The 24,787-nt window shown below is 41.5% G+C and carries 39 protein-coding genes; all 39 read right to left on the reverse strand.

The genetic code is table 11. The features are described 5' to 3' along the window. Positions 1-160: 160 nt before the first annotated feature. Positions 161-1,498: a PFL family protein gene (locus tag Q4A91_RS04255; protein ID WP_303207626.1), complete on the reverse strand. Its 1,338-nt coding sequence runs from the start codon at positions 1,496-1,498 to the stop codon at positions 161-163. A 9-nt stretch (positions 1,499-1,507) separates the two neighbouring features. After that, entirely contained in the window at positions 1,508-1,774 is a 267-nt protein-coding gene (locus Q4A91_RS04260) for an ACT domain-containing protein (protein WP_000644111.1), read from the reverse strand. A gap of 263 nt (positions 1,775-2,037) precedes the next feature. Then, the gene (rplQ, locus tag Q4A91_RS04265) at positions 2,038-2,424 is read right to left on the reverse strand and encodes a 50S ribosomal protein L17 (protein WP_000331493.1); all 387 of its coding nucleotides are present in this window, start codon (positions 2,422-2,424) and stop codon (positions 2,038-2,040) included. Between the two features lie 11 nt (positions 2,425-2,435). Continuing rightward, entirely contained in the window at positions 2,436-3,374 is a 939-nt protein-coding gene (locus tag Q4A91_RS04270; protein ID WP_303208723.1) for a DNA-directed RNA polymerase subunit alpha, read from the reverse strand. Between the two features lie 45 nt (positions 3,375-3,419). Beyond that, the gene (gene rpsK, locus Q4A91_RS04275; RefSeq protein WP_050244256.1) at positions 3,420-3,803 is read right to left on the reverse strand and encodes a 30S ribosomal protein S11; all 384 of its coding nucleotides are present in this window, start codon (positions 3,801-3,803) and stop codon (positions 3,420-3,422) included. Positions 3,804-3,822: 19 nt separating this feature from the next. Continuing rightward, positions 3,823-4,188 (reverse strand): 30S ribosomal protein S13, encoded by a 366-nt coding sequence (gene rpsM, locus Q4A91_RS04280; RefSeq protein WP_303208726.1) that lies wholly within the window; start codon positions 4,186-4,188, stop codon positions 3,823-3,825. A gap of 15 nt (positions 4,189-4,203) precedes the next feature. Beyond that, a complete protein-coding gene (gene rpmJ, locus Q4A91_RS04285; protein WP_001808836.1) occupies positions 4,204-4,320 on the reverse strand; it encodes a 50S ribosomal protein L36 in 117 nt (38 codons plus the stop codon). Between the two features lie 24 nt (positions 4,321-4,344). Then, on the reverse strand, positions 4,345-4,563 hold the full coding sequence (infA, locus tag Q4A91_RS04290) for a translation initiation factor IF-1 (protein WP_001029883.1): 219 nt from the start codon (positions 4,561-4,563) through the stop codon (positions 4,345-4,347). Between the two features lie 116 nt (positions 4,564-4,679). Next, complete coding sequence (locus Q4A91_RS04295; protein ID WP_303208800.1) at positions 4,680-5,318, reverse strand: adenylate kinase; 639 nt, start codon at positions 5,316-5,318, stop codon at positions 4,680-4,682. Between the two features lie 145 nt (positions 5,319-5,463). Then, complete coding sequence (gene secY / locus Q4A91_RS04300; protein WP_303208801.1) at positions 5,464-6,774, reverse strand: preprotein translocase subunit SecY; 1,311 nt, start codon at positions 6,772-6,774, stop codon at positions 5,464-5,466. A 12-nt stretch (positions 6,775-6,786) separates the two neighbouring features. Next, positions 6,787-7,227 (reverse strand): 50S ribosomal protein L15, encoded by a 441-nt coding sequence (rplO, locus tag Q4A91_RS04305; protein ID WP_060627415.1) that lies wholly within the window; start codon positions 7,225-7,227, stop codon positions 6,787-6,789. 144 nt (positions 7,228-7,371) lie between these two features. Beyond that, positions 7,372-7,554 (reverse strand): 50S ribosomal protein L30, encoded by a 183-nt coding sequence (gene rpmD, locus Q4A91_RS04310; protein ID WP_000057241.1) that lies wholly within the window; start codon positions 7,552-7,554, stop codon positions 7,372-7,374. Positions 7,555-7,567: 13 nt separating this feature from the next. Further along, positions 7,568-8,062, reverse strand: a complete 495-nt coding sequence (gene rpsE, locus Q4A91_RS04315) for a 30S ribosomal protein S5 (RefSeq protein WP_000874204.1) — start codon at positions 8,060-8,062, stop codon at positions 7,568-7,570. A 17-nt stretch (positions 8,063-8,079) separates the two neighbouring features. Next, positions 8,080-8,436, reverse strand: a complete 357-nt coding sequence (rplR, locus tag Q4A91_RS04320; protein WP_004244055.1) for a 50S ribosomal protein L18 — start codon at positions 8,434-8,436, stop codon at positions 8,080-8,082. An 83-nt stretch (positions 8,437-8,519) separates the two neighbouring features. After that, positions 8,520-9,056 carry a 50S ribosomal protein L6 gene (gene rplF, locus Q4A91_RS04325; protein WP_000086623.1) on the reverse strand — a complete coding sequence of 179 codons (537 nt, stop codon included), beginning with the start codon at positions 9,054-9,056 and terminating at the stop codon, positions 8,520-8,522. A 187-nt stretch (positions 9,057-9,243) separates the two neighbouring features. After that, on the reverse strand, positions 9,244-9,642 hold the full coding sequence (gene rpsH / locus Q4A91_RS04330; RefSeq protein ID WP_000245504.1) for a 30S ribosomal protein S8: 399 nt from the start codon (positions 9,640-9,642) through the stop codon (positions 9,244-9,246). A gap of 283 nt (positions 9,643-9,925) precedes the next feature. Beyond that, a complete protein-coding gene (locus Q4A91_RS04335; protein ID WP_001085697.1) occupies positions 9,926-10,111 on the reverse strand; it encodes a type Z 30S ribosomal protein S14 in 186 nt (61 codons plus the stop codon). 17 nt (positions 10,112-10,128) lie between these two features. Next, positions 10,129-10,671 carry a 50S ribosomal protein L5 gene (rplE, locus tag Q4A91_RS04340; RefSeq protein ID WP_000013542.1) on the reverse strand — a complete coding sequence of 181 codons (543 nt, stop codon included), beginning with the start codon at positions 10,669-10,671 and terminating at the stop codon, positions 10,129-10,131. Between the two features lie 23 nt (positions 10,672-10,694). Beyond that, entirely contained in the window at positions 10,695-11,000 is a 306-nt protein-coding gene (rplX, locus tag Q4A91_RS04345; RefSeq protein ID WP_303208873.1) for a 50S ribosomal protein L24, read from the reverse strand. 182 nt (positions 11,001-11,182) lie between these two features. Continuing rightward, the gene (gene rplN, locus Q4A91_RS04350; protein ID WP_303208875.1) at positions 11,183-11,551 is read right to left on the reverse strand and encodes a 50S ribosomal protein L14; all 369 of its coding nucleotides are present in this window, start codon (positions 11,549-11,551) and stop codon (positions 11,183-11,185) included. A 25-nt stretch (positions 11,552-11,576) separates the two neighbouring features. Next, a complete protein-coding gene (rpsQ, locus tag Q4A91_RS04355; protein WP_045613174.1) occupies positions 11,577-11,837 on the reverse strand; it encodes a 30S ribosomal protein S17 in 261 nt (86 codons plus the stop codon). 24 nt (positions 11,838-11,861) lie between these two features. After that, positions 11,862-12,068: a 50S ribosomal protein L29 gene (rpmC, locus tag Q4A91_RS04360; protein ID WP_000772918.1), complete on the reverse strand. Its 207-nt coding sequence runs from the start codon at positions 12,066-12,068 to the stop codon at positions 11,862-11,864. A 9-nt stretch (positions 12,069-12,077) separates the two neighbouring features. Beyond that, positions 12,078-12,491 (reverse strand): 50S ribosomal protein L16, encoded by a 414-nt coding sequence (rplP, locus tag Q4A91_RS04365; protein WP_000960946.1) that lies wholly within the window; start codon positions 12,489-12,491, stop codon positions 12,078-12,080. Positions 12,492-12,494: 3 nt separating this feature from the next. Beyond that, positions 12,495-13,148, reverse strand: coding sequence for a 30S ribosomal protein S3 (rpsC, locus tag Q4A91_RS04370; RefSeq protein WP_000529937.1), 654 nt, complete (start codon positions 13,146-13,148; stop codon positions 12,495-12,497). Positions 13,149-13,160: 12 nt separating this feature from the next. After that, on the reverse strand, positions 13,161-13,505 hold the full coding sequence (gene rplV / locus Q4A91_RS04375; RefSeq protein ID WP_303208908.1) for a 50S ribosomal protein L22: 345 nt from the start codon (positions 13,503-13,505) through the stop codon (positions 13,161-13,163). 11 nt (positions 13,506-13,516) lie between these two features. Next, a complete protein-coding gene (gene rpsS / locus Q4A91_RS04380; protein ID WP_000533766.1) occupies positions 13,517-13,798 on the reverse strand; it encodes a 30S ribosomal protein S19 in 282 nt (93 codons plus the stop codon). Positions 13,799-13,901: 103 nt separating this feature from the next. After that, on the reverse strand, positions 13,902-14,735 hold the full coding sequence (gene rplB, locus Q4A91_RS04385; RefSeq protein ID WP_000512910.1) for a 50S ribosomal protein L2: 834 nt from the start codon (positions 14,733-14,735) through the stop codon (positions 13,902-13,904). A gap of 17 nt (positions 14,736-14,752) precedes the next feature. Beyond that, the gene (locus Q4A91_RS04390; protein ID WP_001055347.1) at positions 14,753-15,049 is read right to left on the reverse strand and encodes a 50S ribosomal protein L23; all 297 of its coding nucleotides are present in this window, start codon (positions 15,047-15,049) and stop codon (positions 14,753-14,755) included. Beyond that, on the reverse strand, positions 15,049-15,672 hold the full coding sequence (rplD, locus tag Q4A91_RS04395; RefSeq protein ID WP_303208936.1) for a 50S ribosomal protein L4: 624 nt from the start codon (positions 15,670-15,672) through the stop codon (positions 15,049-15,051). Before rplD ends, Q4A91_RS04390 begins: the two co-directional genes overlap by 1 nt. A gap of 24 nt (positions 15,673-15,696) precedes the next feature. Next, positions 15,697-16,323 carry a 50S ribosomal protein L3 gene (gene rplC, locus Q4A91_RS04400; protein ID WP_303208937.1) on the reverse strand — a complete coding sequence of 209 codons (627 nt, stop codon included), beginning with the start codon at positions 16,321-16,323 and terminating at the stop codon, positions 15,697-15,699. Positions 16,324-16,539: 216 nt separating this feature from the next. Beyond that, a complete protein-coding gene (rpsJ, locus tag Q4A91_RS04405; protein WP_001284513.1) occupies positions 16,540-16,848 on the reverse strand; it encodes a 30S ribosomal protein S10 in 309 nt (102 codons plus the stop codon). 265 nt (positions 16,849-17,113) lie between these two features. Then, positions 17,114-17,740 carry a uridine kinase gene (locus tag Q4A91_RS04410; RefSeq protein ID WP_303208953.1) on the reverse strand — a complete coding sequence of 209 codons (627 nt, stop codon included), beginning with the start codon at positions 17,738-17,740 and terminating at the stop codon, positions 17,114-17,116. After that, a complete protein-coding gene (nrdG, locus tag Q4A91_RS04415; RefSeq protein ID WP_000220162.1) occupies positions 17,737-18,333 on the reverse strand; it encodes an anaerobic ribonucleoside-triphosphate reductase activating protein in 597 nt (198 codons plus the stop codon). Before nrdG ends, Q4A91_RS04410 begins: the two co-directional genes overlap by 4 nt. Before the next feature lie 4 nt (positions 18,334-18,337). Next, entirely contained in the window at positions 18,338-18,838 is a 501-nt protein-coding gene (locus Q4A91_RS04420) for a GNAT family N-acetyltransferase (protein WP_303208956.1), read from the reverse strand. 43 nt (positions 18,839-18,881) lie between these two features. Continuing rightward, positions 18,882-19,022, reverse strand: coding sequence for a hypothetical protein (locus Q4A91_RS04425; protein WP_303208957.1), 141 nt, complete (start codon positions 19,020-19,022; stop codon positions 18,882-18,884). An 11-nt stretch (positions 19,023-19,033) separates the two neighbouring features. Beyond that, a complete protein-coding gene (nrdD, locus tag Q4A91_RS04430; protein WP_303208958.1) occupies positions 19,034-21,241 on the reverse strand; it encodes an anaerobic ribonucleoside-triphosphate reductase in 2,208 nt (735 codons plus the stop codon). A 129-nt stretch (positions 21,242-21,370) separates the two neighbouring features. After that, entirely contained in the window at positions 21,371-22,888 is a 1,518-nt protein-coding gene (locus Q4A91_RS04435; RefSeq protein WP_303208959.1) for a damage-inducible protein CinA, read from the reverse strand. 35 nt (positions 22,889-22,923) lie between these two features. Next, complete coding sequence (locus Q4A91_RS04440) at positions 22,924-23,067, reverse strand: hypothetical protein (RefSeq protein ID WP_303208960.1); 144 nt, start codon at positions 23,065-23,067, stop codon at positions 22,924-22,926. Positions 23,068-23,142: 75 nt separating this feature from the next. Continuing rightward, on the reverse strand, positions 23,143-24,675 hold the full coding sequence (gene cls, locus Q4A91_RS04445) for a cardiolipin synthase (RefSeq protein WP_303208962.1): 1,533 nt from the start codon (positions 24,673-24,675) through the stop codon (positions 23,143-23,145). Positions 24,676-24,787 lie beyond the last annotated feature (112 nt).

Here is a 24,787-nt window from a genome sequence, read left to right on the forward strand (position 1 = left end):
CCTCGTCTCCTCTCGTGCTTAGTTATAGGTCACCCACTACAGTTGACATAGAGCCGAAAAAGTTTAGGATTTCTATTAAATAAAGTTAGGAGGTCTTTATTTAATGATTATAGTATACACAGCCATCCTTAAACTCAACTTAAATCCTCTCTCTTTTTTATTAATTTTTAAAACTATGGATTGGAGCTGGGATTTGCCCACCGCGAGAGATGAAATCAACAGACGAAGCCCCGTTGACTTTCATCACTGGAGCTGTCCCTAGCAAACCACCAAACTCAATCATATCGCCTTCTTTGCCCTTTGGAATAATACGGACAGCCGTTGTTTTCATGTTAATCACACCAATTGCCGCCTCATCCGCAATCATAGCCGAAATGGTTTCAGCAGGCGTATCTTCAGGAATGGCGATCATATCCAACCCAACAGAACAGATAGCCGTCATGGCCTCTAGTTTCTCTAAATTCAGAGAGCCATTTTGCACCGCAGCAATCATTCCCTCATCTTCAGAGACAGGGATAAAAGCCCCTGACAAGCCACCGACTTGGTTACAAGCCATCACTCCGCCCTTCTTAACTTGGTCATTCAAAAGAGCGAGGGCAGCCGTCGTCCCATGCGTACCAACTGTTTCTAGGCCCATTTCCTCAAGGACGCGTGCCACAGAATCACCAACTGCAGGAGTTGGCGCCAAGCTTAGATCGACAATTCCAAAGTCAACACCCAGTCTCTCGCTGGCCATCTGACCAACTAATTGACCGATACGAGTAATCTTGAAGGCCGTTTTCTTGACTGTTTCCGCCACTACATCAAAGCTCTGTCCACGAACCTTTTCCAAGGCACGCTTGACCACACCAGGACCCGAAACTCCGACATTGATGATAACATCTGCTTCGCCAACACCATGAAAGGCCCCTGCCATAAAAGGATTGTCCTCAACAGCATTAGCAAATACGACCAACTTGGCCGCACCCATATCTGATAAGTTCGCTGTTTCCTTGATGATACGTCCCATATCTGCAACTGCAGTCATGTTGATGCCTGACTTGGTTGAGCCAATATTGACGGACGAGCAGACCTTGTCTGTCTCAGCTAGAGCACGGGGGATAGAATTGATGAGAATCTCATCTCCTTTTTGGTAGCCTTTTTGTACCAAAGCTGAGAATCCACCGATAAAGTCAACACCGATTTTCTTAGCCGCCCTATCAAGAGCCTTTGCCAAAACAAGATAGTCTGTCGCATCAGTCGCAGCACCAATTAAAGAAATCGGAGTCACCGATACCCGTTTATTAACAATAGGAATCCCTAGTTCCGCAGCAATTTCATCTCCTACAGCTACTAGATTTGCAGCTTTAGTGGTGATTTTTTTGTAAATCTTTTCAGCAGCACGATTGATATCTGGATCAATACAGTCCAAAAGGGAAATCCCCATGGTGATGGTTCTGATATCGAAGTTCTGCTCCTCGATCATGGCAATGGTTTCTGTAACTTGTCTAATATCCATAGCCACCTCCTAGATATTATACATAGCGTCAAAAATCGCCGCACTTTGAATATTGATTTTGACATTCAAGGTCTGACCGAACGTTTCAAACTCATTTCGTAGATAAGTGAAATCCTGTTTTTCGTCACTAGAAACGACCGCCATCATAGTAAAGTATTCATCCAACACCGTCTGAGAAATATCGTCAATATTCAAACCCAACTCTGCAATCTTAGTAGACACGCCTGCAACGATCCCAGCCTTGTCCTTACCAACCACTGTAATAATAGCCTTCATCCTTATACCCCATTTCTACGATTTTTAGAAAACCTGAACGTTTTTGATTTTCTTTTTTCCTAGTATAGCATATTTCCATAGAAAATACTAAAAAACGCCTGCTTACGAAGTTGTTCTTAAGAAAAAAGCAATTTCGTAAACAAGCGTCTACCCTATCAAATGATGATGAGTGTTCCCGCTAGGACCGAAGTCCCAGCGGTAGACCAGAGCTAGACTAAGAGCACAAGACTCCATCATCATAACACTCAACAAAATTGATGATTTTATACTAATTCGATGATCGCCATTGGCGCAGCATCACCACGACGTGGTTCAGTTTTAAGGATACGAGTGTATCCACCGTTACGTTCAGCATAACGAGGTGCGATTTCTGAGAACAATTTTTGAAGTGCTGTAGTAGAAGTGTACTTATCAGTTGCTTCATCATAGTTTTCAGATGCGATTTCATTACGTACAAAAGCAGCTGCTTGACGACGTGCATGCAAATCACCACGTTTACCTAGAGTAATCATTTTTTCAACAGTTTTACGGATTTCTTTAGCACGAGCTTCAGTTGTTACGATTGATTCGTTGATCAAAAGGTCAGTTGTCAAATCGCGAAGCATTGCTTTACGTTGTGAGCTAGTGCGTCCTAGTTTACGGTAAGCCATGTATTCCTCCTTTATTTATCGTTTTTTAACCCAAGACCTAAATCGATCAATTTAACTTTAACTTCCTCAAGACTTTTACGACCTAAGTTACGAACTTTCATCATTTCTGGTTCTGATTTTTCTGTTAAATCGAACACAGTATTGATCCCTGCACGCTTCAAACAATTATAAGAACGGACTGATAAATCTAACTCTTCAATGGTTCGCTCTAAAATACGATCATCTGAAGTTTGTTCTGCTTCTTTCATAACATCAGCGGCAATAGCTACTTCTGTTAGATTGGTGAAGAGATTTAAGTGTTCTGTCAAGATACGTGCGGAAAGTCCTAATGCATCTTCTGGAATAATTGTTCCATTTGTTAAAATTTCAAGGGTTAGTTTGTCAAAACCATCGTTGCTACCGACACGAGCTGGTTCAACTTGGTAATTGACTTTTGTTACTGGCGTATAGATAGAATCTACCGCAAGTGTTCCTACTGGGGCATCATCTTTTTTATTTTCATCAGCTGGAACATAGCCACGACCACTGTTTACAGTCATTCGTGCTTTAAAGCTTGCTCCTTCACTAATAGTGAAAAGATAATGTTCAGGATTAATAATTTCAATGTCACTGTCTGTTAAAATATCACCAGCAGTAATTTCTGCGGGACCTGTAACGTCCAGTTCAATAATCTTTTCGTCTTGGACGTAAGATTTTACAGCAATTCCTTTGACATTCAAAATAATTTGCATGACATCTTCGCGGACACCTGAAATTGTGTCAAACTCGTGTAAAACTCCTTCAATATTGATAGAAGTAACTGCTGCACCTGGAAGTGAAGCAAGAAGAACACGACGAAGCGAATTTCCAAGGGTTGTACCATAACCACGTTCTAGTGGTTCTACTACAAATTTGCCATAATCTTTATTTTCATCAATTTTTGTTATATTTGGTTTTTCAAACTCGATCATTTATATACTCCCTCTTAAACGAAAAGCAGTGTAATTTGTTGGTGATTATACACGGCGACGTTTTGGAGGACGAGCACCATTGTGTGGCACAGGAGTCACATCACGAATAGCTGTTACTTCCAGACCAGTGGCAGCAAGAGCACGAATAGCTGACTCACGACCAGAACCTGGACCTTTTACAGTAACTTCAACTGATTTAAGACCGTGTTCTTGTGCAGATTTTGCGGCTGCTTCAGACGCCATTTGCGCTGCGAAAGGAGTAGATTTACGAGAACCTTTAAATCCAAGAGCACCAGCAGATGACCAAGCAATTGCGTTACCATGCACATCAGTAATCATAACAATAGTGTTATTAAAAGTAGCGTGAATATGGGCAATACCAGATTCGATATTTTTCTTCACACGACGTTTACGTGTTGGTTTAGCCAAGACTTTTTACCTCCTTATATTATTTTTTCTTACCAGCAATCGCAACAGCTTTCCCTTTACGAGTGCGAGCATTGTTTTTAGTGTTTTGTCCACGGACAGGAAGTCCACGACGGTGACGAATACCACGGTATGATCCGATTTCCATCAAGCGTTTGATGTTTAAGTTAACTTCACGACGAAGATCTCCTTCGACTTTGATGGTATCCACTTCACGACGAATAGCATCTTCCTGATCTGATGTAAGGTCTTTAACACGAATATCTTCTGAAACTCCAGCGGCAGCTAGGATTTTTTTAGATGTTTGAAGTCCAATACCGTATACATAAGTCAATGAAACTACTACACGTTTATCATTTGGAATATCAACTCCAGCAATACGAGCCATTTTTTCTCCTTTCTATTATCCTTGACGTTGTTTATGTTTTGGATTTGCTGGGCAAATTACCATAACACGACCATTACGACGAATAACTTTGCAGTATTCGCAAATTGGTTTGACCGATGGTCTTACTTTCATTTCTTATCCCTCCAAGTATTTCGATTATTTAAAGCGGTAAGTGATTCGTCCACGTGTTAAATCGTACGGACTCATTTCAACAGTAACACGATCTCCCGCTAAAATACGAATATAGTTTTTACGAATTTTACCAGAAACGGTTGCTAAAATTTGATGTCCATTCTCAAGTTCAACCGTAAACATTGCATTTGGCATGGTGTCTACAACCTTGCCTTCAACTTCAATCACATCGTCTTTTGCCACGCAAAAGCACCTCCATAAATTTCGATTCGATGCCTCTGAAAACAGAGACAACAATTATAAGTCAGACTATTTCAGTATAACATTTGTAGCGATTTTTTGCAAGTGTGAAAAACGCTTTATTTCAAATTTGTCAATACTTTTTCGATGTCTTTGAACACATCATTGATATCTTGATTTCCTTCGATATCGTAGACCAAACCTTTGGCACGGTAGTGAGCAATGATTGGTTCACCTTGGGCGATATTCACATCCAAACGACGCTTCACTGTCTCAGGTTTGTCATCCTCACGTTGATAATAATCTTCCTCTTTATAGTCAACGGGTGGGTTGAAAACTTTGTGGAAGGTTTCACCTGTTTCGCGGTGGATGATACGGCCACTCAAACGTTCCAAGAGACAATCTGGGTTCACTTCGATATTGATCACACCTTCCAATTCGATACCAAGTTCCGCCAATGTTTTGTCCAAGGCATGGGCTTGTTCAATCGTACGTGGGTAGCCATCCAACAAGAAACCTGTTTCCTTGATGTCGTCCTGTGAAAGGCGTTCTTTAACGATTCCATTTGTAACCTCATCTGGAACCAACTCACCTTTGTCAATATATGACTTTGCAAGCACACCCATTTCAGTTTGATTTGCCATAGCAGCACGGAACATATCTCCAGTTGAAATGTGTGCCACATGGAATTGCTCCACAATTTTAGCTGCTTGCGTTCCCTTACCTGCTCCAGGTAAGCCCATAATCAAAAGATTCATGATAGGATCTCCTTATTTTGTATTTAAATAGAAGCAGAAATCTCATTCAACCCCTATTTAAAAACAAAATAGAAGAGGGGAGACGAAAATCTCTCTGATAGATAGACCTTCATACTCCACTCTCTAAGCAAAAGTAATTTTGCTTTTATTCTGTTTTGTCCATGAAACCAACATACTTACGTTTCAATAGGTAACCTTCTAGCTGTTTGATTCCTTCAATACCAGTTGAGATAATGATCAAAAGACTAGTTCCCCCAAAAGCAACAGCTTCTGAAAGACCAAAGACATCTTTTGCCACAATCGGCAAGATTGAAATCACACCAAGGAAGATTGATCCGACAGTAGCAAGGCGACGAAGAAGTTTCGACATGAATTCTTCAGTTCCCTTACCAGGACGGACACCATGAATGTAGGCTCCACTCTTTTGCAAGTTTTCTGCTGCTTTCTCTGGATTGATCTGTACAAATGTATAGAAGAATGTAAAGAGAATGATCAACAAGGCATACATGGCAATACCTGTTGGAGATGTTGTAGATAACATTTCCTGTGCTGTACGTACCCAAGCCCAATCATGACCTGTAGCACTCAAAAATTGAAGAATGGCTGCAGGTGCTGCTGTGATGGAACTTGCAAAGATAACTGGGATAACCCCCGCTGGGTTTACCTTCAATGGAAGGTATGAGCTTGATGGGGCTCCTTGAGCAACTTTTGTATATTGGATTGGAATTTTATATTCTGCCTGTTGAACAAAGGTTGTAAAGTAAACAATCAACAAGACAGCGATAATCAAAATAACGACAAAGATAATAGATGAAGTCAAACGGCTACTTGGAATATTGACGAAGTAGTCAACATAAATGCCTTTAATCATCTCAGGAATTGAAGCGACAATACCTGCAAAGATGATCATAGAAACACCGTTTCCGTATCCCTTATCTGTAATTTGTTCCCCGAGCCAAGTTACAATCATACTACCTGCTGTGAGGATAATACCGATAGTAACAAAGACTTGTGGTGTTAACGCTGTCGTTAATAATTTTGCTCCAGAAAGAGTGTTAAATCCTGCTGTAATCCCGATAGATTGAACAAATGCAAGCACAAGTGCAATATAACGAGTAGCTTGGTTTAGTTTTCTCCGTCCTACTTCCCCTTGTTTGCCCCATTCTACAAACTTCGGTAAAATATCCATTTGTAGCAATTGAACAACGATGGAAGCAGTGATATACGGACTTACCCCGAGTGCAAAAACGGAGAAGTTCTTCATGGCATTCCCTGAAACAAGACTAAGCATGTTCAAGAAAGATAAACCACTAAGAGCTTCCAAACTTTTTGCATTCACACCTGGAACTGTAATACTTGTCCCAATACGGAAAACAAGAATGATAAAAATTGTAAAGAGAATTTTTGATCGAACTTGTTTAACCTTGAGCGCTTCTTTTAGTAATTTAAAAAACATGGGTCACCTCTCTTAGATGACTTCTACAGAACCACCTTTAGCAGTGATAGCTTCCTCAGCTGATTTAGAGAATTTAGCTGCTTTCACAGTCAATTTCTTAGTCAACTCACCGTTACCAAGAACTTTAACTCCTGATTTTTCAGCTTTCACAATTCCTGCTTCGATAAGTACAACTGGAGTTACTTCTGCACCGTCTTCAAAGACGTTCAATTGGTCAAGGTTTACAATTGCGTATTCTTTAGCGTTGATGTTAGTGAATCCACGTTTTGGAAGACGACGGAACAATGGAGTTTGTCCACCTTCAAAACCAAGGCGAACTCCGCCACCGCTACGAGCTTTTTGACCTTTTTGACCGCGACCAGATGTTTTACCGTTACCTGATGAAGTACCACGACCAACACGGTTACGTACTTTACGAGAACCTTCTGCAGGTTTCAATTCATGAAGTTTCATTATTTTTTTCTCCTCTTTTGTAAAATGCTAGCGCCGATAAGAGAGAAAAGGTTGTCTCCCTTATCAACTCGCCTATACATCGTCATCTTAGATGACTATACCTAGTTTTAGGGGATGAGTATTGCCACATCCCCTAAAAATTCATTAGTTTACTTCTTCAACTGTTACCAAGTGAGATACTGCAGTGATCATACCACGGATAGCAGCGTTGTCTTCTTTGATAACAGAGCTGTTCAATTTGCCAAGTCCAAGTGCTACAACAGTTTTACGTTGTGATGGAATGCGTCCGATTGGAGACTTAGTCAAAGTAATTTTAATTTGAGCCATTTTATCCCCTTTCTTATGCCAAATCAGAAACTGAAATACCACGAAGGGCAGCAACTTCTTCAGCGCGTTTCAATTGTTTCAAACCTTCAACAGTTGCGCGAACAATGTTGATTGGAGTGTTAGAGCCAAGTGATTTAGATGTAATATCTGCCACACCTGCCAATTCCACTACGGCACGAACTGCACCACCAGCGGCAACTCCAGAACCCTCTACAGCAGGTTTCAACAATACTTTAGCTCCACCGAATTCTGAAAGAACTTCGTGTGGGATTGTTGTTCCAACCATAGGAACTTCAATCAAGTTTTTCTTAGCATCTTCCACTGCTTTGCGGATTGCTTCTGGAACTTCTTGAGCCTTACCAGTACCAAATCCTACGCGACCGTTGTGGTCACCAACAACAACAAGAGCTGCGAAACGAAGACGACGTCCACCTTTAACAACTTTTGTAACACGGTTGACAGCAACTACGCGTTCTTCTAATTCAACTGCATTGTCTTTAAATGCCATTTTCTAGTGTCCTCCTATTAGAATTTCAATCCGTTTTCACGAGCTGCATCAGCCAAAGCTTTCACACGTCCGTGATATAGATATCCACCGCGGTCGAACACCACTTCTGAAATACCTTTAGCGTTTGCACGTTCTGCAACGAGTTTACCGACAGTAACGGCTTGTTCAGTTTTAGTTCCTTTTGAAACTTCTTTGTCAAGAGTTGAAGCACTTGCGAGCGTTACACCCGCTACGTCATCAATCACTTGAGCGTAGATGCCTGTATTAGAACGGAATACGTTCAAACGTGGGCGATCAGCAGTTCCAGAGAGTTTTCCGCGAACGCGACGGTGGCGTTTTTGGCGGAGTTTGTTTTTATCTGGTTTAGAAATCACAGTTTTCACCTCTTTAGTTTTAAATCGTGTGCTATGCACTAAGTTGGAAAATAGGTTGGTGGTTATAAATCAACCACTCAACATTATTTACCTGTTTTACCTTCTTTACGGCGAACGAATTCACCAACGTAACGGATACCTTTACCTTTATATGGTTCTGGTGAACGAAGGCTACGTACGTAAGCAGCTGTTTGACCAACTACTTCTTTTGAAATTCCGCTAACAACGATTGTTGTTGGGTTTGGAAGTTCAAAAGTAATTCCTTCTGGAGCTTCAACTTCGTCTGGATGAGATTTACCAACAGCCAAAACAAGTTTTTTACCTTGAAGTTGTGCACGGTAACCAACCCCACGCATTTCAAGTTCTTTCTTGAATCCTTCTGATACACCAATTACCATGTTGTTCAAAAGAGCACGAGTAGTTCCGTGGATTGTTTTCATTTCTTTTGAATCGTTTGGACGGTGAAGAGTTACTTCAGTACCTTCCACACGAATTTCAATATCTTTTGAGAACTCACGAGTAAGTTCTCCTTTAGGTCCTTTTACAGTTACAACGTTGTCATTGTTAGTGATTTCAACACCAGCAGGCAACACGATAACTTTATTACCAATACGTGACATGTTTATTTTCTCCTGTTAAATTGTCAGGCCATAACGGCCAGTTTTCACGGGGTTAAATCGATTTCTCGATTTAAAGGAACATTTAGGTTTCAATTTCAAAGTGAATCTAGGCATCGTCTCGAAGGCATAACTTTGGGTTAGGTAAGAGACGATAACGAAGACTCACAAAGAAATTGGGAGCTAAATATTACCAAACGTAAGCGATAACCTCACCACCAACGTTCTTTTGGCGAGCTTCTTTATCAGTAAGCAAACCTTCAGAAGTTGAAAGAATAGCAATTCCAAGTCCGTTAAGAACTTTTGGAAGATCTTCACGTTTTTTGTAGACACGAAGTCCTGGTTTAGATACACGTTTCAAGTTAGTGATAACTTTTTCACCGTTTGGTCCGTATTTAAGGAATACACGGATGATGCCTTGTTTGTCATCTTCGATGATTTCTACGTTCTTTACAAAACCTTCGCGTTTAAGGATTTCGGCAATCCCTTTTTTGATGTTTGATGCAGGTACTTCAAGTACTTCGTGTTTCGCTTGGTTAGCGTTACGAATACGAGTTAGGAAGTCTGCGATTGGGTCAGTCATAACCATTTTGTTTTTCTCCTCTTACTAGTAGTTTGCAAGTTGCACTTGCTAGTTAATACATGATACAAAGAGCGTAACAGCAAGAGCAAAAATAGGCAATTGATGCAGGAGCCATGCTCCAAAGAAAATTGGTCTTTTTTGCCAAAGCTGTAGCTCGTGTTCAAATTGGTAAGCCCAACTGAACCCGGGCTAAACTCTGTGTGAAAAAGATAAACTTTCCTAGAAACTTCAGTTTCTTCGTCAAGTTTCCTATTTTCACTTGGAGTTTTGATGCCCTTGATATCTTAAATTACCAAGATGCTTTTGTTACACCAGGAATTTGTCCTTTGTAAGCTAATTCACGGAAGCAAACACGGCAAAGTTTAAATTTGCGGTAAACTGAATGTGGACGACCACATTTTTCACAACGAGTATAAGCTTGAGTAGAGAACTTCGCTGGACGTTTGTTCTTAGCAATCATTGATTTTTTAGCCATTAGATTTACCTCCTATATTATTTTGCAAAAGGCATTCCAAGGCCTGTAAGCAATGCACGTGACTCTTCGTCAGTGTTAGCAGTTGTTACGATAACGATGTCAAGACCACGAGTTTTGTCAACGTCATCAAAGTTAATTTCTGGGAAGATCAATTGTTCTTTCACACCAAGAGTGTAGTTTCCGCGTCCATCAAATGATTTTGTTGGAACACCGTGGAAGTCACGCACACGTGGAAGTGAAACTGAAACCAATTTGTCCAAGAATTCGTACATACGTTCACCACGAAGGGTAACTTTTGCACCGATCGCTACACCTTCACGAAGACGGAAGCCGGCGATTGATTTTTTAGCTTTAGTGATAAGTGGTTTTTGACCTGAGATAAGTGCCAATTCTTCAGCAGCTTTTTCAAGACTTTTAGCGTTTGATACAGCTTCACCAACACCCATGTTCAAAACGATCTTATCTACTTTAGGCACAGCCATCACTGATGAGTAGTTGAATTGTTCCGTCAAAGCAGGAACTACTTCATTAAGATATTTTTCTTTTAAACGATTTGCCATTATACTTCTCCTTTCCTTCGTGATTAATCAAGCACTTCGCCTGATTTTTTGTTGTAGCGAACTTTTTTACCGTCTACAAATTTGTAACCAACACGACCAGCTACACCATTTTTGTCCAATACTTGAACGTTTGATACGTGGATAGCTGATTCTTTCTCGATGATACCACCTTGAGGAAGTTCGTTAGTTGGACGTTGGTGTTTCTTAACGATGTTGACACCTTCAACGATAACTTTGTTTACTTTTGGAAGGGCAGTAAGGACAACAGCTTCTGTTCCCTTATCTTTACCAGCGATTACGCGAACTTTGTCGCCTTTTTTTACAAACATTAGGTTTCTCCTTGATTTTTCTTACGCCCATAAGGGCACCCTAGCTTGAAGCTAGGGGACTAGTTTGTTTGTTTTTGCTCTGCGAAAATCAAAGCAATCCTTCGTCAGTTTCAACTCACCTAACTTAAGTTATGCTTTCGTCTTACTTCCTAGACTTGTTTTAATTTTCTTTGAGCAACCAATTAAAGTACTTCTGGAGCAAGTGACACGATCTTCATGAAGCCACCTTCACGCAATTCACGTGCAACTGGGCCAAAGATACGTGTTCCGCGAGGAGTTTTGTCTTCACGGATGATAACTGCTGCATTTTCGTCAAATTTGATGTATGAACCATCAGCACGACGAGCACCTGATTTAGTACGAACGATAACAGCTTTTACAACGTCACCTTTTTTAACCGCACCACCAGGAGTAGCTTGTTTTACAGATGCAACAATAATATCACCAATGCTAGCGAATTTACGTCCTGAACCACCAAGAACTTTGATTGTCAAGATTTCGCGTGCACCACTGTTGTCAGCAACTTTCAAACGAGTTTCTGTTTGAATCATTTAAGTTTTCTCCTTTCTGGCTTGATTAGATGATAACCGCTTCTTCAATAACTTCTACAAGACGGAAACGCTTAGTAGCTGAAAGCGGACGAGTTTCCATGATTCGAACAATATCTCCTTCTTTAGCAACATTGTTTTCATCATGAGCTTTGTACTTTTTAGAGTAGTTAATACGTTTACCATAGACTGGGTGGTTACGTTTTGTTTCAACTACAACTGTGATTGTCTTGTCCATTTTGTCAGATACAACACGTCCAACAAGAACTTTACGATTATTGCGTTCCATTGAAATTTCTCCTTCCCTAGTCTATTATTTCGCTTCAGATTGAACTGTTTTGATACGAGCGATTTGTTTTTTAACTTCTTTCAAGCGAGCTGTTTGTTCCAATTGACCAGTAGCAGCTTGGAAACGAAGTTCAAACAATTCTTTTTTCAATTCGTTTTCGCGCTTCGCGAGTTCTTCTTGAGAAAGACCACGAAGTTCTTTAACAAATTCTTTTACTTCATTAAGTTTCATGCCTTCTCCTTATTCTGCTTCACGTTTTACGAATTTACATTTAACTGGCAATTTGTGGCTTGCAAGACGAAGCGCTTCGCGAGCAATCTCTTCAGATACACCAGCGATTTCGAACATCACTTTACCACGTTTAACTGGTGCTACCCAACCTTCAGGTGCCCCTTTACCAGATCCCATACGCACACCGATAGCTTTAGCAGTGTATGATTTGTGTGGGAAGATTTTAATCCAAACTTTACCACCACGCTTCATGTAACGAGTCATGGCGATACGAGCAGCTTCGATTTGGCGGTTAGTGATCCAGTGGCTAGTTGTAGCTTGAAGACCGTATTCACCGAATGCTACTTCTTTTCCACCTTTTGCTTCACCGCGCATTTTTCCACGGAATTCACGACGGTGTTTAACACGTTTAGGTACTAACATTGGTTATTTACCTCCTTTAGTGTTTTTACGAGTTGGAAGAACTTCACCACGGTAGATCCATACCTTAACACCAAGTTTACCGTATGTAGTATCTGCTTCTTCCCAAGCGTAATCGATATCTGCACGAAGTGTGTGAAGTGGAACAGTTCCTTCAGAGTATCCTTCAGCACGGGCGATATCTGCACCGTTCAAACGACCTGATACTTGAGTTTTGATTCCTTTAGCTCCAGCACGCATTGCACGTTGGATTGCTTGTTTTTGTGCACGACGGAAAGCAACACGTTGCTCCAATTGACGAGCAATTCCTTCACCTACAAGGTGAGCATCCAAATCAGGTTGTTTGATTTCGATGATGTTGATGTGTACTTGTTTTCCAGTCAATTTGTTAAGTTTTGCACGGAGTGCATCAACGTTAGCACCACCTTTACCGATAACCATACCTGGTTTAGCAGTGTGAAGTGAAACGTTAACTTTGTTTACTGCGCGTTCAATTTCGATAGTTGAAACCGCTGCGTCAGCAAGTTCTTTTTGAACGAATTTACGGATTGCAAGATCTTCATGAAGGTAATCCGCGTATTCTTTTTCAGCATACCATTTGGCATCCCAATCACGGATGATGCCGACACGCATACCAATTGGATGTACTTTTTGTCCCACGATGTTACCTCCTTATTTTTCTGACACAACTACAGTGATGTGAGCTGTGCGTTTATTGATTGGTGATGCTGAACCTTTCGCACGAGGACGGAAACGTTTCATAGTTGGTCCTTCATTTGCATAAGCTTCAGATACTACCAAGTTAGCTTTTTCCAAGCCAAAGTTGTTTTCAGCATTAGCGACTGCAGAGTTTAATACTTTTTCGATAATGCCAGCAGCTTTGTTTGGAGTGAATTTCAAAATTGCGATTGCGTCAGCGACGTCTTTACCACGGATATTGTCAAGAACTAGACGAGATTTACGAGGTGAAACACGCACTGTACGAGCCATTGCTTTAGCTGAAGTAATTTCTGCCATTTATGTTCTCCTTATTTTCTACGTGTTTTCTTGTCGTCTGCAGCATGACCTTTGTAAGTACGAGTTGGTGCAAATTCACCAAGTTTGTGACCTACCATGTCTTCTTGGATGTAAACAGGTACGTGTTTACGTCCGTCATAAACTGCAATAGTGTAACCAATGAAACTTGGGAAGATCGTTGAACGACGTGACCAAGTTTTGATAACTTTTTTCTTTTCGTCGTTAGCTTGAGCTTCAACTTTTTTCATCAAATGCTCATCGACGAAAGGTCCTTTTTTAAGACTGCGTCCCATTTTTATATTTTCTCCTTTAAATGTTGTACCACAGCGGCTTGCGCTCACATGGAGCGCTACCGAGCTGGCGGATTTCCTAGTTGCTTAGGCGACTAGTTTACTATTATTTCTCGTTGCGACGACGAACGATAAGTTTGTCAGATTTCGCTTTCTTGTTACGAGTTTTAAGACCAAGAGCAGGTTTGCCCCATGGAGTAGATGGCGCTTTACGACCAACTGGTGCTTTACCTTCACCACCACCGTGTGGGTGATCGTTAGGGTTCATTACAGAACCACGAACTGTTGGGCGGATACCTTTCCAACGGCTACGTCCTGCTTTACCAAGGTTTACAAGTCCATGTTGTTCGTTTCCGACAACACCAACTGTAGCACGACAAGTTCCAAGAATCATACGTACTTCGCCAGATTGAAGACGAACAAGAACGTATTTACCTTCTTGACCCAATACTTGGGCAGAAGCACCAGCAGCACGCACCAATTCTCCACCACGACCTGGTTTCAATTCGATGTTGTGGATCAAAGTACCAACTGGGATGTTAGCAAGTGGAAGAGCGTTTCCGACTTTGATATCTGCTTCAGGACCTGAAACGATACGTTGACCAACTTCAAGACCTTTTGGAGCGATGATGTATGCTTTCACACCGTCAGTGTAGTGTACAAGAGCGATGTTTGCAGAACGGTTTGGATCGTACTCGATAGTTTTAACAACTGCTTCAACGTTGTCTTTGTTACGTTTGAAGTCAACCAAACGGTAGAAACGTTTGTGTCCACCACCTTGGTGACGAACAGTGATACGACCGTTGTTGTTACGACCAGCCTTGCTCTTCAAAGCAACAAGCAATGATTTTTCAGGAGTGCTTGTTGTGATTTCAGCGAAATCCAAAGAAGTCATATTACGGCGACCGTTTGTTGTTGGTTTATAAACACGAATTCCCACGATATTTCCTCCTTAGATTATTCAGCTTCAGCAGCGAACAACTCGATTGCTTTTGAATCAGCTGTAAGTGTGATGATAGCTTTTTTAGTTTTGTTAGTAAAACCAGTGTAACGTCCAACACGTTTCGCTTTTGGTTTTACGTTGATTGTGTTAACGTTGGCAACTTTAACACCTTCGAAAGCAGCTTCAACAGCTTGCTTGATCAAAAGTTTGTGTGCACGAGTGTCAACTTCAAATACATATTTTCCTGCTTCAAGTTGAGCCATTGAGCTTTCAGTGATAACAGGTTTTTTGATAACATCATACAAATTCATTATGCAAGAACCTCCTCGATTTTAGAGATAGCTGCTTGTGTGACAAGAAGTTTGTCGCTATTTGCGATGTCAAGAACACTTGCAGTTGTAGCAGTTGCAACTTTCACGTTTGGAAGGTTACGAGCTGAAAGAGCTGCGAATTCATTTCCTTCTTCAAGGATAACAAGAACTTTAGAATCGATGCTCAATGCTGCAAGAACTTTTGCAAATTCAGCAGTTTTTGGAGCTGTAAATGAAAGAGCGTCTACAGCTACGAATTTGTTTTCAGCAACTTTTTCAGAGTAAACTGATTTAAGAGCTAGGCGACGAACTTTTTGTGGAAGTTTGTAGCCGTATGAACGTGGAGTTGGTCCGAAGACAACACCACCACCACGCCATTGTGGTGAGCGGATAGAACCTTGACGAGCACGTCCAGTTCCTTTTTGACGCCATGGTTTGCGTCCACCACCTGATACTGCAGAGCGGTTTTTAACAGTGTGTGTTCCTTGACGAAGGCTTGCGCGTTGGCTGATGATCACATCAAACACAACTGATTCATTTGGTTCGATACCAAATACTGCATCGTTAAGAACAACTTGGCCAGCTTCTTTACCAGTTTGGTCAAATAATGTTACGTTTGCCATTGTGACTGATTTCCCCTTTCTTTATTATTTACCAGCTTTAACTGCTGATTTGATAGTGATAAGTGATTTCTTAGCACCTGGTACGTTTCCTTTAATAAGAATAACGTTTTTATCTGGAACAACTTGCACAATTTCAAGATTTTGAATTGTTACACGATTTCCACCCATGCGTCCTGCCAAACGTTTGTTTTTGAAAACACGGTTTGGAGCAACAGGACCCATTGATCCTGGACGACGATGGTAACGAGAACCGTGAGCCATTGGACCACGTGATTGACCATGGCGTTTGATAACCCCTTGGAAACCTTTACCTTTTGAAGTTCCTGTTACATCAACAACATCTCCAGCAGCGAACGTTTCGACAGTGATTTCACTACCAACTTCTAAGCCTTCAATGTTTTTGAATTCACGAATGAAGCGCTTAGGAGCCGTGTTAGCTTTAGCTACGTGACCTTTAGCAGGTTTGTTACTCAATACATCACGAAGGTCATCAAAACCAATTTGAACTGCGTTATAACCATCTGTTTCAACTGTTTTTACTTGAAGAACAACATTAGGTGTTGCTTCAATAACAGTTACAGGGATTAATTCACCAGCTTCAGTGAAGATTTGAGTCATTCCCACTTTTTTCCCTAAGATTCCTTTTGTCATGAGAAAATAGTTCCTTTTCTATATTTTTTATTCAAAAAGTTTTTAACGAGCGTTTTTTATGCTCAAGTCTAAGATGCAAAGGGCGTCAAACTCAAAGTGAAAATAGGAAACTGACGCAGTGTCTAACAGACACTAGGAAGTTTATCTTTTTCACACCGAGTTTAGCCCGTGTTCAATTAAATTGAAACACCAGCCTCTGCTCTTTTATATTTTAGATTAAAGTTTGATTTCTACGTTTACACCACTTGGAAGATCCAATTTCATCAACGCATCAACTGTTTTTTGAGTTGGGTTAACGATATCGATCAAACGTTTGTGTGTACGCATTTCAAATTGTTCGCGAGAGTCTTTGTATTTGTGAGTCGCACGAATGATTGTGTAGAGGCTACGTTCAGTTGGAAGTGGGATTGGACCCGCAACTTGTGCACCTGTACGAGTAGCTGATTCTACGATTTTTGCAGCCGCTGTGTCAAGCGTACGGTGTTCGTAAGCTTTCAAACGGATACGGATTTTTTTGTTTGCCATCTTTTTCTCCTTTTCGTCTATTTAAGATAATAGGCTAGCTCCACAAGAAAACCGACGCGCGTTGCGTGGCAATGCAACCGAGCGTGTCGCAACCTCTTGCATCAAAGCTAAAGCTGTAATTTACAGCACCATAATAGAATAACACAAAGCCCCTGCGATTGCAAGGGATTTGTGAGCTTTTTTTCGTTTTTTTAGGATGAAACTGTTTTCCTATTTCATCTTCCTATGATTACTGATTTACATCTATAAAAATCAATCTTTTCTTCTATATAGTATGCGTCATCTTGACATTGAATTTATCGTCTGATTGATCCACTAGAATGTCCGCCCTTGACTCGGTTTCTCTATAGTATTGCAGATACTGCTCCCGTCTCATCTGATGGCTAGCCAATACAAAAGATGCATCCCGTTCCCTCATAGTCGTATCTCGAGCTAAGCGCCTCTTTAATTCGGTCTCCTCATCCGTGTAGAAACAGATAGTTTTGTCAAAGAGTTCCTTGGGTAGAAATCCCACAGACATCCCTTCAACAATCAGAATTGGTTTGGCTCCAGACAAGACCTCGCTAGCCTTCCACGGTTCATCGATTGTTAAGACATCCATACCTGCCTGCAAGGCGAGAATATCTCTCTGTAAACTTGCCAGTTCATGCGCCACTGGGAGACAAGCTGTCACCTTTTGATCTGGCGCTTGCTTTGGTACTACCAGGTGACGTTCTGAGGTGATATAGGGATCTGTTTCTAGTAAATTTACTGTAGTAGAATCTAGGGCTTGATGTAATTCCTGTGCAAAGGTTGATTTACCTGAAGCCCCATGGCCGTAGATCCCCAGCGTCCTAACTCTTCCCGTTTCGATCTCTGAAACCAGTTGTTCTATCAGGTCTTTTTTCTTCATTCTCTCTTCACCTGTTCATAGCTTTCTTTTCCGTCATTAAGCTTGTCCCAAATCACCACCTGCCCACTTTTGAGGGATTTTTGCACATCGATAATCCGTTGATTGGACGAACCTCGAAACTGGAGCATAAGATTGCGCTTGCTTTTATCATACCGTCCATCGACAAGGATGTCAATCAGCGACAAGAGTTCCAGTTTATCTGGAGTCTCCAGCATCATTTCTTCCCAAGTGTAGCCCGTCCAGGACCAGATGTCTTTGTCTGGCAATTCCTTTCGAATGCGCTTAACGAGCGGCAAGAGGATACCTGTATTGAGAAATGGTTCTCCTCCTAGCAAGGTCAAACCTTGAACATAGGGTTGGGCAAGGTCTTCCATGATTTGTTCTTCTAATTTTGCCGTATAGGGAATGCCTGCGTTGAAAGACCAAGTCGCAACATTATAGCACCCCTCGCAGTGAAACATGCAACCTGATACATAGAGAGAGTTGCGCACACCTTCTCCATCGACAAAGTTAAAGGCCTTATAATCAATGATCCGCCCTTTGCTAAGTTCCTCACTTTTCCATTCACCTGGTTTTGGTGTATTCCATGTCATCCTTTTACTCCAAATCTATCCAGTAACGTTCTACGCCATTGCGAACATCCTCAAACACCCCGCCGTTTGCCACAATCACCGCCCTACTAGCAGGATTTTCCGTACTACAGGTCACAAGAGCTTTCTTTATGTTTTTTTCCTTAGCAACTTGCAAGCCCTGACGGAGAGTTTCTTTAGCATAACCTTTGTCTCTTTCAGAAGGGCGGATGGAATAGCCGATATGGCCAGCATGATTCAGTAAACCCTCATTCAGTCTCAATCGCAGATTCAAAAATCCTAGAGCACGACCTACATCATCAAATGATACAAATTGAATAGAAGGAACACGATTTTCAGGCAAGTTTATTCCTATTTCTTTTTGCATATTTGTCTCCAACCACTCTTCATAGAAAAAATTCTCAGCATCCCAAAAGCCTCCATCATGGGCTGATTGGCTCTTTTCAAACTCTGCCATCATCTCTAAAACTGTTTCTTTATCTGCTAATCTTGGTCTACGTAGTTCCATCCTTACCTCCCACTATGAGAAAAGCGAGAGCTGACTCTCACTTTTATTTTTTCTTATTCTTGTTTAAAAATTGTTCTCTGAGGCTAAGTAAGCGTTCTTTCTTACCAGCTCCACCTTTCGAGTGTTTCTCATGATAACGGGTCACTTGTGCACGCCCCTTACCATCTAATTGATATTTTCCCATTTCATTTCTTTCTAATTTGTTACTTGATGGCCAGCCATTTTAATAGTTGATCCATTCATGTGTTTGACACGCGCAGCGATTTCCTTGTGACGGCCGTTTACCATCGGTCTCGCTTGAGGATTGCCTAGATAGCCACAAGTCCGTTTAACAACGTCTACTGTTTTAGGGTCGCTATTGCCACAGTTTGGACAAGCAAATCCTCTTTCAGTTGGTTCAAAATCCCCTTCAAAATCACACTTGTAGCAACGGTCAATCGGAGTATTGGTTCCTAGATAGCCCACGCGGTCATATGCATAGTTCCAAACAGCTTCCAAGGCTTTTGGATTTTGCTGGAGGACTGGATACTCACAATAATGGATAAAACCACCTGACGCACCTGCTTCTGGATAAACTTTCTCAAAGTCTAATTTTTCAAACGGTGTTGGATTTTTACGAACATCATAGTGGAAAGAGTTGGTGTAGTATTCCTTGTCTGTGATATCAGGAATAGAGCCAAACTTCTCTGTATCTAGTCGACAGAAACGGTCTGTCAGACTTTCAGACGGTGTGGAGTAGATAGAGAAATGGTAACCATATTGGTCAGACCACTCTTCCACACGACGTTTCATATCACGAATAATATCCAGTGTGAATTCCTTGGCTTCAGGATTGCTTTCCCAGCTGTTTCCAAAGAAGACTGTCGCCACTTCGTACAAACCGATGTAGCCCAGCGAAACTGTTGCACGGCGATTCTTAAAGAGCTGATCAACACTTTCTTCTTTTCCAAGACGGCGACCAAAGGCTCCGTACTGATAGAGGATAGGGGCATTCGCTGGTGTTGCTTCCTTGGTCCGTTCAACACGGTAAACCAGAGCATCTTCTGCGATGTTCATCCGCTCGTTGAAGATTTCCCAGAACTTATTCAGATCCCCTTCAGACTCGAGGGCGATACGAGGTAAATTGACTGTCACAACACCTAGATTCATACGACCTGAATTGACTTCTACACCATTTTCATCCTTCCATCCTTGGAGGAAAGAACGGCAGCCCATAGGAACCTTGAAAGAACCAGTCAGTTCGATAATCTTATCATAGGACAAGACATCTGGGTACATCCGCTTGGTTGCACACTCGAGGGCCAACTGTTTGATGTCGTAGTTAGGTGAACCTTCCTCTAAGTTGAGTCCTCTTTTTAGCGTAAAGATGAGTTTAGGGAAGATGGCTGTTCGATGTTCTGAACCAAGACCCTTGATACGAATGGTCAAAATAGCTTTTTGAATTTCACGCTCAAAACGATTGGTTCCCAGACCAAAACCTAGCGAAGTAAAAGGTGTTTGGCCATTTGAAGTGAAGAGGGTGTTGATTTCATACTCAAGAGATTGCATGGCATCGTAGATATCCTTTTGGGTTTTCTTCCAAGCGTAATCTTCCTGTTTTTCAGGCAAGACCCACTCTTCTGCATCTTTGAGGTGCTTTTGATAATTCTTCTCTGCATAAGGCGCCAAGACTTCATCGATACGGTCAGCTGAACAGCCCCCGTACTGACTAGAAGCAACGTTGGCGATGATTTGAGAAATTTGAGCTGTCGCAGTCTGGATAGATTTGGGACTCTCTACCTCTGCATTTCCAATCTTGAAACCATTTTCCAGCATGCCTTTAAAATCAATCAAACAGCAGTTGGTCATCGGAGTGTAGGGGCTGTAGTCCAAGTCATGATAGTGGATATCCCCTTTTTGGTGAGCATTGGCTACGTGCTTAGGAAGCATTTGTAGCCCGATTGACTTCCCAACAATCCCTGCTGTCAAATCACGCTGGGTGTTGAAGACATCGCTGTCTTTATTGGCATTTTCATTGACAACTGCTTGATCTTTATTGAGAAGTTTATGGATACTAAAGTTGATATCTGTCGCTTTTGAGCGCTCAAAATCCCTTTGTGTCCGATAAGTGATATACTCCTCAGCCAAGGCATATTCTTTGGCTTCAAGGAGTTCATGTTCTACGACATTTTGAATTTCGTAAATCTTGACACCTTGAGGGAAGCGGCTGTGAATTTCAGTCACGATTCTTTCAACTAGACCATTTAGGCGTTTTTCTACTAGAGGCGTAACGTCCATAACCTTTTCCGCCGCCTTGTGGAGAGCCTTGTCAATCTTGTCTACATCAAACACCACACGTCTACCATCTCGTTTTTCAACGAACAAGGTGGGAACGGTTGCAAGCTTTTCTTCTAATACAATCATATCCATGCTCTTTTCTAAAATATTGTTGAATTGTTTATATTCAGTATTATACCACTCTAAAAATAAAAATCAACATCTTGTGTTAAAAATCCTAAAAATTTTAAAATTCCACAAGATATTGATTTTTTGTTATTTGGATTTATAAAGTTTGAACTCTCTAGTATCTGTCTGAACAAGCTCATAGTTTTCACTGAGCCAGCTCTCTACATCTGACCACAAGGCAACTTTTTGATTGACCACAATCATCTTCGGTTGATTCTCTTTCAGGTCATTCATCAGTTTGGTTTTATTTTCATCGCTTGCAGTATAGAGTGTTGGAGTTGATAGAGAAGTCGGCGCCAAGCGTTCACTTGCACGGTAGAAATCAGGACGATCATCCCAAGCATAGACACGATCCTCAGAACTCGTTTGTTGTTTGACCACGCTAGCAAGACGGTCTCTCTCCTGATAGGTCGCTGGGTGCGAAAGGTAGCGACTCACGATAGGAAGAACAATAAGGTAGGCAAGGGCAATCAGTGGTAGATAGAAATTTCCTTTAAGGAAAGAAGTTTGTTTTTCACGTCTTCTTCTACGACGACTCCCTCCCTCCAAAACATCTTCCTTGATTCCTGTCAGAAGGAGCAAGACCAAGAAAGGAATTAGCACCACAAGACGAGTACCGTTGATGGGGTCTTTGGAGAGAATCAAGATTCCCAAAGAAACCAAGAATCCCAAGCTAGCAGCAATCGATAAGGCATATTGCTTGGCTGGTTTTGACTGGAACAAGCCTGTAAAGAGCAAACCAAGGGAACCTAACCCAATAGCAAGCAAACCATAGAAGGCTGCATTTTCAAGCAAATGTGAATTTGAAAAGAGGCTAAGAGTATTTACTGGATACAAGGTCTGGCTAATGGCATCCCCAAAACTACCTGTCCACACTGTATAGTAGCCTAAAGGATAGAATAAGAGTGAAAATCCTAGGGCTGACGCAAAGAACTGATATAGGCCATGAACAAAGTGACCTTTGCCTAGATTAAAGCCGATAATCCCCAAGGCCAGCACAGCCGCAAACAAGGCTGTTGGGATTGGCGCAAGGAAGAAAGCGAGAGCAAGGCTCATCCCCACTCGTACAAATCCTTTGTCATCCTTTGGAAAAGCGAGATAATTTGTAACGATACTCAATGAATAAAATAGGAAAGGCAGGGCTAGCAAGAGAGTATAGCCACCACCAAAAGCGAGGCCCGCTACAAGCAAGTATAAAATAAAGACAACTCGCTCCGCTTCCTTTTCTTGGCCGGCAAGAGTATCCGCAGCCTTAAAAAGAAAAACACCTGCTCCAAACAAGGCCAACCACTCAACCAAAGCAATCAAAACACTGCCTTGAAAAAGGTAGGTTAGCACATAATAGAGCAATCCCTCCGTCCCAAAATAATCTGTATACATTTGACCATTTTGATGTAAGGCCCAACCGGTATAAAGATCCTGACTTTGTTGCGGACTGACTAAACCAAAAATAAAAGGCAGGGCTACCGAAATGGCTGTGGCCACTAAACTCCAAAGCAAAATACTAAAAAAGGGAATGGGAGCTCCTTCTCGTTTCTCTGGCACTGACCAGTCTTGGTAATGAGATTCTTCTTGCTTCTCATCTATTTTCCCGTATACGTTCATTCAATTTCTCCTCTAAGTTTATCTGTTTTAGTATATCAAAATCTTACAGGAATGTCAGCTTGGGATTGATATTTGCTAAATTTCTCATCCAATAGCGCAAAGCGTTCGATTTCACGAAAACGGTGAAATCGGCTGTTTCTATACTCTCTGATAAAATCATCATCTTCTAGATTAAGCATGGTTTTCTCCTTTACTTATCTATTCGTAAGAAGACAAAAATAAGATCCAGCCTTGGGCTAGATCTTGGTTGATAGTTAGAGCATAGGTGCAAACAACTGGACAATTTCCTTGATGAGGCTTTGATACCAGCTGGTTTTGATAGTGTGAGGATAAATTTCTTGAGAAACTTTAAAAATCTCTTCGAAGTCCCTTTCAATATCGATGATGGACTGCGTTCTATAAAGTAAGACGGCATTTTCATAGTGGTGGAGCAAGCTACGATAGTCAAAATTGATGGTCCCCACAGTAGCTGCCTCTCCATCGACAAGCATTTGCTTGCTATGAAGGAATCCCGGACTGTACTCATAAATACGAACCCCAGCAGATAGCAAATCTGGATAGGCTCCCCGAGTAACTAACTGAATAACCTTCTTATCTGGGATACACGGCGTCACAATTCGCACATCTACCCCTCTCAGAGCTGCATTTTTGATACTTTCGGTGAGATCATAGTCCGCAATCAGATAGGGAGTCGTGATGTAGACGTAATCTGTAGCTTGATTGATAAGATTTTGGTAGACCGTTTTTCCGACTTGAGCTCTGTAGATGGGTTTTGGTCCACTACTATAGGGAATACAGAGCCCCATCCCATCTTTGGGCTGATTTTCGAGATGGTATTGGTCAAAATCACTAATCTCTCCACGGTTGATATACCAGGCAGATAAAAAGAGTCTGGTAAAAGCCTTAACTGCCGGTCCATCCAGACGAATACCGCTATCCTTCCAATAACCAAAGCGTTCGATATGGTTGATATACTCGTCTGCTAGATTGACACCACCTGTATAGGCAATCTGCCCATCGATAATCATGATTTTACGGTGGTCACGGTTGTTATAAGCAACAGTCAAGCGTGGAATCACCTTATTAAATTTGTGGGCTTCAATCCCTCGGCCACGAAGCTGGATGGTGTAATCTCCAGGCAAGGTTGCCATACAACCAATATCATCATAGAGAAGCTTCACTTCTACTCCTTGAGCTGCCTTTTCTTCCAAAATCTCCAAAATACTATTCCACATCAAACCTTCTTCGATGATATAGTATTCGAGAAAGATAAACTTCTCAGCTTTCTTGAGATCCTCTAGCATCTGGCGCCACATGCTTTCACCAGATGCAAAAAATTGTGTATCCGTTCGATCATAGACATCGGCATTCGTATCCATACTGAGGAGTGATTTGATAACTCCGTAAGCTGATTTGTCTTGTTCCTTTAACTCCAAACGGAGAGCTCTGCTATTGTCCTCTCGATCAACCATTGATTGGAGCTGCTTTAGCTGCTTCATTTCCTTTTTAGATAAACGACGCTCTCCAAACATGATATAGAGTAAGGGGCCAAACACTGGCACAAAGGCTACTAACAGCCATGTTACCTTACTTTCAGGATTCATAGATCGATTGACAATCGATACAATGGTCGCTAAACTCACTAAAATAACTAGGATAACCCAGACAATTGGAGCCATTTGCCCTAGATAGAGAAATAAACCAAAGACGATAAACAACTCTGCCAACATGATGGTAATACTGAAACCATATTTGGACATGAGTAGCTGCATTTTTCTAGCTGTCATACATCCCCTTTCTTTTCTAACATTCTCCTTAACTGCTTGATAAACTACTGTTTCTACTAGTATACCTCAGTTCAGGGGTAGATGGCAACCTTTTACCTTTTTCTATGCAAAC

It is taken from the genome of Streptococcus sp. (assembly GCF_030528045.1).
Classification (GTDB): domain Bacteria; phylum Bacillota; class Bacilli; order Lactobacillales; family Streptococcaceae; genus Streptococcus.